The organism is Micromonospora sp. URMC 107 (assembly GCF_051386315.1).
Classification (GTDB): domain Bacteria; phylum Actinomycetota; class Actinomycetes; order Mycobacteriales; family Micromonosporaceae; genus Micromonospora.
In genome coordinates, this window is sequence record NZ_JBPQTK010000018.1 from 62,108 (window position 1) to 69,248 (window position 7,141).

At 73.6% G+C, this 7,141-nt stretch carries 6 protein-coding genes; all 6 read left to right on the forward strand.

The genetic code is table 11. From position 1 onward, the window contains the following. Positions 1 to 225: 225 nt before the first annotated feature. Positions 226 to 1,254, forward strand: a complete 1,029-nt coding sequence (locus ACSNN9_RS06830; protein WP_436671883.1) for an iron-siderophore ABC transporter substrate-binding protein — start codon at positions 226 to 228, stop codon at positions 1,252 to 1,254. Then, entirely contained in the window at positions 1,251 to 2,294 is a 1,044-nt protein-coding gene (locus tag ACSNN9_RS06835) for a FecCD family ABC transporter permease (RefSeq protein ID WP_436671885.1), read from the forward strand. The genes ACSNN9_RS06830 and ACSNN9_RS06835 overlap by 4 nt, the downstream gene beginning before the upstream one ends. Continuing rightward, positions 2,291 to 3,325 (forward strand): FecCD family ABC transporter permease, encoded by a 1,035-nt coding sequence (locus tag ACSNN9_RS06840; RefSeq protein ID WP_436671887.1) that lies wholly within the window; start codon positions 2,291 to 2,293, stop codon positions 3,323 to 3,325. Before ACSNN9_RS06835 ends, ACSNN9_RS06840 begins: the two co-directional genes overlap by 4 nt. Continuing rightward, a complete protein-coding gene (locus tag ACSNN9_RS06845; protein WP_436671888.1) occupies positions 3,322 to 4,155 on the forward strand; it encodes an ABC transporter ATP-binding protein in 834 nt (277 codons plus the stop codon). The genes ACSNN9_RS06840 and ACSNN9_RS06845 overlap by 4 nt, the downstream gene beginning before the upstream one ends. A 169-nt stretch (positions 4,156 to 4,324) precedes the next feature. Further along, entirely contained in the window at positions 4,325 to 6,031 is a 1,707-nt protein-coding gene (locus tag ACSNN9_RS06850; RefSeq protein WP_436671889.1) for an ABC transporter transmembrane domain-containing protein, read from the forward strand. After that, on the forward strand, positions 6,028 to 7,141 hold a 1,114-nt coding region (locus ACSNN9_RS06855), incomplete at its 3' end, for an ABC transporter transmembrane domain-containing protein (protein ID WP_436671890.1). The genes ACSNN9_RS06850 and ACSNN9_RS06855, both read left to right, overlap by 4 nt.

A 7,141-nucleotide genomic window follows, 5' to 3' on the forward strand; every position in this document is an offset into this window, starting at 1 on the left:
GTGGATCGTGAGCCATCTCCTGATTCCGGAGTTAGGTTAGCCTGACCTGAGTGCGGCCGAAGTGCCGCCCCTGCCGCTCGCGCGGCGCGGCACGGACGGTGTCGCCTCTGTAACCGCAGGTGGAGCGGGGTGCGGGGGGCGATGACGTCGACCCCGCGGTAGATCAGGACGGACACGTACGTGTGTTAGGTTAGCCTCCCCTTACCAGCATTGAGGTGCAATTCTATGCGCGCAAACCGCTTCCTCACCGGGGTCGTCGCCCTGGCCGCCACGTTGACGCTCGCCGCCTGTGGCGGGTCGTCGAAGGCCGAGGACGCCTCCACCGACGGCAGCTCCTCGGCGTTCCCGGTCACGATCACGCACGCGCTCGGTACGACGACGATCAAGGAGAAGCCGAAGCGGGTCGCGACGGTGGCCTGGGCGAACCACGAGGTTCCGCTGGCTCTCGGCGTCGTTCCCGTCGGGATGGCCAAGGCCAACTTCGGCGACGACGACAACGACGGCGTCCTGCCGTGGGTCGCCGAGAAGCTCAAGTCGCTCGGCGGGACAACACCGGTGCTGTTCGACGAGAACGACGGCATCAACTTCGAGGCGGTCGCGGACACCAGGCCCGACGTCATCCTCGCCGCGTACTCGGGCCTGACCCAGCAGGACTACGACACCCTGAGCAAGATCGCCCCGGTCGTCGCCTACCCCAAGGCGCCCTGGGCCACCGCCTGGCGCGACACCATCAGGCTGGAGAGCCAGGCCCTCGGCCTGGCCAAGGAGGGCGACGCGCTGATCGCCGACATCGAGAAGCAGATGGCCGACGCCGCCGGTAAGCACCCACAGCTGGCGGGCAAGTCGGCGATGTTCATGACGCACGTCGACCCGACCGACCTCAGCAAGATCGGCTTCTACACCTCGCACGACACCCGGGCCCAGTTCTTCGGCGACCTCGGGATGAAGGTCCCGGGCGGCATCGCCAAGCTCTCCGCCGGCACCGACAAGTTCACCCTGAACCAGAGCGCCGAGCAGATCCAGGTCTTCGACGACGTGGACGTCATCGTCGCCTACGGCGACGAGAAGCTGCTCGCCGCCGCGCAGGCCGACCCGCTGCTGTCGAAGATCCCCGCGATCAAGCGCGGCTCGGTGGTCATGCTCTCCGGCGCCACGCCGCTGGGCACCGCGGCGAACCCCACCCCGCTGGCCATCCCGTTCGTGCTGGACGACTACGTCGCGATGCTCGCCAAGGCTGCCGACCGGGTGTCATGACCGCGCTCGACTCGCGCGCCCTGCCGGACGCCGCCGTGCTGCGGCGTCCGGCACGGGTACGCCTGCTGTGGTTCCTCGTCGCGACCGTGGCGCTGCTGGCGCTCATGCTCGCGTCGGTCGCGCTCGGCTCCCGCAACGTCGGCTGGTCCGACATCCTCGCCGCGTTCCAGGGCCTCGACGCGACCATGGAACAGGCCGCGGTCACCAAACGGATCCCGCGCACCCTGCTCGCCGTGACCGTCGGCGCGGCGCTCGGCCTGTCCGGGGCGGTCATGCAGGGCGTGACCCGCAACCCGCTGGCCGACCCCGGCATCCTGGGCGTGAACATGGGCGCGTCGCTCGCCGTGGTCACCGCGATGGTCACGTTCGGCCTCTCCTCGCCGACCGGCTACCTGTGGGCGGCGATCCTCGGCGCCGGCCTCGCGGCTGTCTTCGTGTACGCCGTCGGCTCGCTGGGACGCGGCGGCGCGACCCCACTCAAGCTCGCGCTCGCCGGCGCTGCCACGTCCGCCGCGCTCGCGTCGCTGATCAGCGCCTTCGTGCTGCCGCGCAACGACGTGGCCGGCGGCTTCCGTTCGTGGCAGATCGGCGGGGTCGGCGGCGCGACCTACGACAGCATCCGGCAGGCCCTGCCGTTCCTCGCCGTGGGTTTCGCGATCTGCGTCCTGTCGGCCCGGGCCCTGAACTCGCTCGCGCTCGGTGACGAGCTCGCGGCCGGGCTCGGCGAGCGCGTCGCGGTGGTGCGCGCCGTCGCGGCGCTGGGCGCCGTGCTGCTGTGCGGCGCCGCCACGGCGGTCGCCGGGCCCATCGGGTTCGTCGGCCTGGTCGTCCCGCACGTGTGCCGCCTGCTGGTCGGGCTGGACCACCGGTGGCTGCTGCCGTTCTCCGCGCTGCTCGGTGCGTCGTTGCTGACCGCCGCGGACGTCGTCGGCCGGCTGGTGGCCCGCCCGGCGGAGATCGACGTGGGCATCGTGACGGCCCTGATCGGCGCCCCGTTCTTCATCTACATCGTCCGCCGGCAGAAGGTACGCGAGCTGTGAGCACCACGACTGTCGAGGCCGTCACCCGCGGCCGGATCCGCCGTACGCACCGGCGGCGCGGGGTGCTCGTCGTCCTCGCCGTCCTCGTCGTCGCGGCGTTCGCCGTCTCGCTGATGGCCGGGCGCACCTTCTACCCGCCCTCGGACGTCCTGGCGGTGATCGCCGGCGAGGACGTCCCCGGGGCCTCCTTCACGGTGGGCACGCTCCGCCTGCCCCGGGCCGTCCTCGCGATCCTGACGGGGGCCTGCTTCGGGCTCGGCGGCGTCACCTTCCAGACGATGCTGCGCAACCCGCTCGCCAGCCCCGACATCATCGGCATCAGCTCCGGAGCGAGCGCCGCGGCGGCCTTCGCGATCGTGACGCTGCACCTCGGGGAGGCGGGGGTGTCGGCCTTCGCGATCGTCGTCGGGCTCGCGGTGGCGCTGGTCGTCTACACGCTGTCGTTCAAGGACGGCGTCGCCGGCACCCGCCTCGTCCTGATCGGCATCGGCATCGCCGCGATGCTCGACAGCATCACCGCGTACGTCCTGACCCAGGCCGCCGAGTGGGACCTGCAGGAGGCGATGCGCTGGCTGACCGGCAGCCTCAACGGCGCCACCTGGGCGGAGACCGTGCCGGTGGCCGTCGCCGTGGCCGCCCTGGCGCCGGTGCTGCTGGGACAGGCCCGCAACCTCTCCATGATGCAGCTGGGCGACGACACCGCGGCGGCGCTCGGGGTCCGCCTCGAGCGCACCCGGATCCTGGTCATCGTCGCGGCCGTCGGTCTCATCGCCTTCGCCACCGCGGCGACCGGGCCGATCGCCTTCGTCGCCTTCCTCTCCGGGCCGATCGCCGCCCGGATCATCGGTCCGGCCGGCTCGCTGCTGCTGCCGTCCGCCCTCGTCGGCGCCCTGCTGGTGCTCGTCGCGGACTTCGCCGGCCAGTTCGCCTTCGACACGCGCTTCCCCGTCGGTGTCGTCACCGGCGTGCTCGGCGCCCCCTACCTCATCTACCTGCTCATCCGTACGAACCGCGCGGGAGGCTCGCTGTGACCACCACCCACACGCTCGCGGTCGAGAGGCTGACGCTCGGCTACTCCGACCGCGTGGTCATCTCCTCGCTCGACCTCGTCGTGCCGCCCGGCAAGATCACGGCGATCGTCGGCGCCAACGCGTGCGGCAAGTCGACCCTGCTGCGGTCGATGTCGCGCCTGTTGGCTCCCCGCGCCGGCCACGTCCTGCTCGACGGCAAGCAGGTGCACCGGCTGCCGGCCAAGCAACTGGCCCGTACCCTCGGCCTGCTTCCGCAGTCACCGACGGCGCCCGAGGGGATCACCGTGGCCGACCTCGTCGGTCGTGGGCGCAATCCGCATCAGCGCGTGCTCTCCCGCTGGAGCAGGGAGGACGACGCCGCCGTGGCGGCGGCCCTGGACGCGACCCAGACGGCGGACCTCGCCGACCGCCCGGTCGACGAGCTCTCCGGCGGCCAGCGGCAGCGGGTGTGGATCGCGATGGCCCTGGCCCAGCAGACGGACCTGTTGCTGCTCGACGAACCGACGACGTTCCTCGACGTCAGCCACCAGGTCGAGGTCCTGGACCTGCTCACCGACCTCAACCTGACCCGCGGAACGACGATCGTCATGGTGCTGCACGACCTGAACCTCGCCGCCCGGTACGCGGACCACCTCATCGCGCTGGCCGCCGGGAAGCTGTACGCCGCGGGCGAGCCGGCGCAGGTGCTGACGCAGGAGTGCGTCCGTGCCGTGTTCGGCCTCGAGAGCCAGGTCATCATCGATCCGACGTCGGAGAAGCCGCTGATGCTGCCGATCGGCCGCCACCACGTCACGACCCGCCCGGAGCTCGGCGTCGCCGTCGGCGACTGACGCGCCGTCGGGCCCCCGTTCGTCGCCGGTATTAGGCGAGGCTAACCTGGCCCCTGATCGCTGGGAGGGCGCATCTCGTGTACACATCCACGTTCGTCCAGGCCGTCTCCGACACCAGGCGGGCCGCGACCCCCACCTGGGCCGACGCGCTCGCCGGGTCCTGACGCGCATGGCAGTCGACGAGATCACCGGCGCGACGGTGCTGCGCCGCGCCCTGCGCCGCCAGCGTGCTCGCGTGGTGGCCGGCATCGCGCTGCTCTGCACCCACCAGGCCGCCGAGGCCCTCGTCCCGGTCGCCATCGGCGTGATCATCGACCGCGCGGTCGCCACGGGGGACCTGCGGGCGCTGCTGCTCTCCCTCGCCGGTCTCGCCGCCCTCTTCACCGTCCTCGCCTTCGCCTACCGGACCGGCGCCCGCCAGGCGTACGCCGCCGTGGAGCAGGAGGCCCACCTCGTGCGGGTCGAGATCGCCCGCAGCGCCCTCGACCCGCGCGGGAACCGCTCGGGCATGCGCGACGGCGAGCTGCTGTCCGTCACCGCCTCCGACGCCGAGTTGTCCGCGCTCGTCGTGCGGGTCGCCGGGCTCTGCGCCGCCGCGGTCACCGCCATCGTGGTCGCGGCCGTCGCGTTGCTCGTCGTCGACGTCCCGCTCGGGCTCGGGGTGCTCCTCGGGGTGCCGCTGGTGGTCGTCGCGTTGCAGCGGATGGCGCCGCTGCTCAGCCGGCGCAGCGCGTCTCAGCAGGAGGCCCTCGCCGCCACGACCGCGCTCGCCGTGGACCTCGTCACGGGCCTGCGCGTGCTGCGCGGCCTCGGCGCCCAGGACCACGCCGCACGCCGGTACGCGGTCGCCAGCCGTCACGCCCTCGAGGTCACCCTGCGCGCCGCCACCACCAAGGGCCTGCACCTCGGGCTCACCACCACGGTGAACGGCCTCTTCCTCGCGGCGGTCGCCGGCGTCGCCGGCTGGCTCGCGCTGCAGGGCCGGCTCACCATCGGCGAGCTCGTCGCCGTCGTCGGGCTGGCCCAGTTCATCGCCGAGCCCGTGCAGACCCTCGGATACTGCGTACAGCTGTTCGCCATGGCGCGCGCCTCCGCCGGGCGGGTCGCCCGGGTGCTCGGCGCCGCGCCGCTCACCCGCCCGGGTGACGCGGGGCCGCCCGCCCCGAGCCCGTCGCGGCTCACCCTCGACACGATCGGGTACGCCGGGCTCGACGGAGCGTCCCTGCGGGTCGACGCCGGCGAGATCCTGGGCGTGCTCGCCTACGACCCGAGCGAGGCCGAGGCGCTGGTGGCGCTGCTGTCCGGCCGCGTGCCCCGGGAGGACTACCGGGGCACGGTGTACGTCGACGGGGTGCCCGCCGAGGAGTTGCACGTCGACGCCGCGCGCAGCACCCTCCTGGTCGAGCAGCACGACGTGGCGTTGTTCGAGGGGACGCTGCGCGCCAACCTCGCCGCCGGCGCCGACGTCGACGAGGCGGTCCTGCGCGCCGCGGTGCGCGCCGCGGCGGCCGAGGACGTGCTCGCCGCGCACCCGCACGGGGTCGACCGCCTGCTCACCGAGCGGGGGGCGAACCTGTCCGGCGGGCAGCGCCAGCGGATCGGGCTGGCCAGGGCCCTCGTCGCCGACCCGCCGGTGCTGGTGCTGCACAACCCCACCACGGCGGTCGACGCGGTGACCGAGGCGCTGCTCGCCGAGGGGTTGGCCGCCGCCCGCGCCGCGGCGGCCCGCGGCACCGTGCTCATCACCAACAGCCCGGTCCTGCTGCGGATCACGCACCGGGTGGCCGTGCTCGACGGCGGGCGGGTCGTCGCGGAGGGCCCGCACGAGCAGCTGCTCGCCAGCGACGCCCGCTACCGGGAGGAGGTCCTGCGGTGACCGACGAGTCGACCATGGCCGGCGTCGGAGCCAGGCAACTGCTGCCGACGGCCACCACCCGGCAGACCTGGGCCGCCCTGCGGGCCGAGTTCGCCCGGCTGCCCGGGCTCAGCGCCGCCGCCGGCACGTTGCTGGTCGCCGCCGCGGCCACCGGGCTCGTCGCCCCGTGGGTGCTCGGCCGCCTCGTCGACGACGTCATCGCCGGGTCCGACACGCCACGGATCGTGGCCTGGGCGGGTGTGATCGCGGGCGCCGCGGTGCTCGCCGGCCTGCTCACCGCAGTCGGGGCCGCGATCGCCGCACGCCTCGGCGAGACCGTGCTGGCGCGGCTGCGGGAGCGCGTCCTCGACCGTGCCCTGCACCTCCCGTCGGCCACGCTGGAGCGAGCCGGGACCGGGGACCTGGTGGCACGCGCCGGCGACGACGTCGCCGTGGTGACGAACGTGATCGCCACCAGCGGGCCCGCCTTCCTCGGCGCGCTGCTGTCCATCGTGCTGACCGCGGCAGGGCTCTTCGCGCTGGACTGGCGGCTCGGCCTCGCCGGGCTGGCCGCCGCCCCCGCCTACGCGTTGGCGCTGTACTGGTACCTGAGGCGATCGGTGCCGTACTACGCGCGCGAGCGGGTGGCGACCGGCGAGCGGGCCCAGGCCATGGCCGGGGCACTGCGCGGCGCGGCCACCGTGCGCGCCTACCGGATGGAGGACGCACACGTCGGCCGGATCGCCGACCGCTCCGCCCTGGCCCGCGACCTGTCGTTGGAGATCTTCAACCTGCACACCCGGTTCGGGCTGCGGATCAACCGGTCGGAGTTCGTCGGGCTCGCCGCCGTGCTGCTCGCCGGGTTCCTGCTGGTGCGCGACGACCTGGCGACCGTGGGGGCGGCGACCACCGCCGCGCTCTACTTCCACCGCCTCTTCAACCCGATCGGCCTGCTGCTGCTCCAGTCGGACTCGGTGCTGCAGGCCGGGGCCAGCCTCGCCCGGCTCGTCGGCGTCACCGCACTGCCGGACACCGCTCCGCCCGACGGCTCCGGACCCGCCGGGCCCGGCGCGCTGGAGGTGGTCGTCGCCCGGCACTGCTACGACGACGGGTCCGTCGTCGTAGCAGTGC

What these genes read in the sequence shown, in the direction of transcription:
- ACSNN9_RS06835 (WP_436671885.1), top strand. Translation starts at nt 1,251, where the DNA reads ATGACCGCGCTCGACTCGCGCGCCCTGCCGGACGCCGCCGTGCTGCGG.
- ACSNN9_RS06850 (WP_436671889.1), top strand. Translation starts at nt 4,325, where the DNA reads ATGGCAGTCGACGAGATCACCGGCGCGACGGTGCTGCGCCGCGCCCTG.
- ACSNN9_RS06830 (WP_436671883.1), top strand. Translation starts at nt 226, where the DNA reads ATGCGCGCAAACCGCTTCCTCACCGGGGTCGTCGCCCTGGCCGCCACG.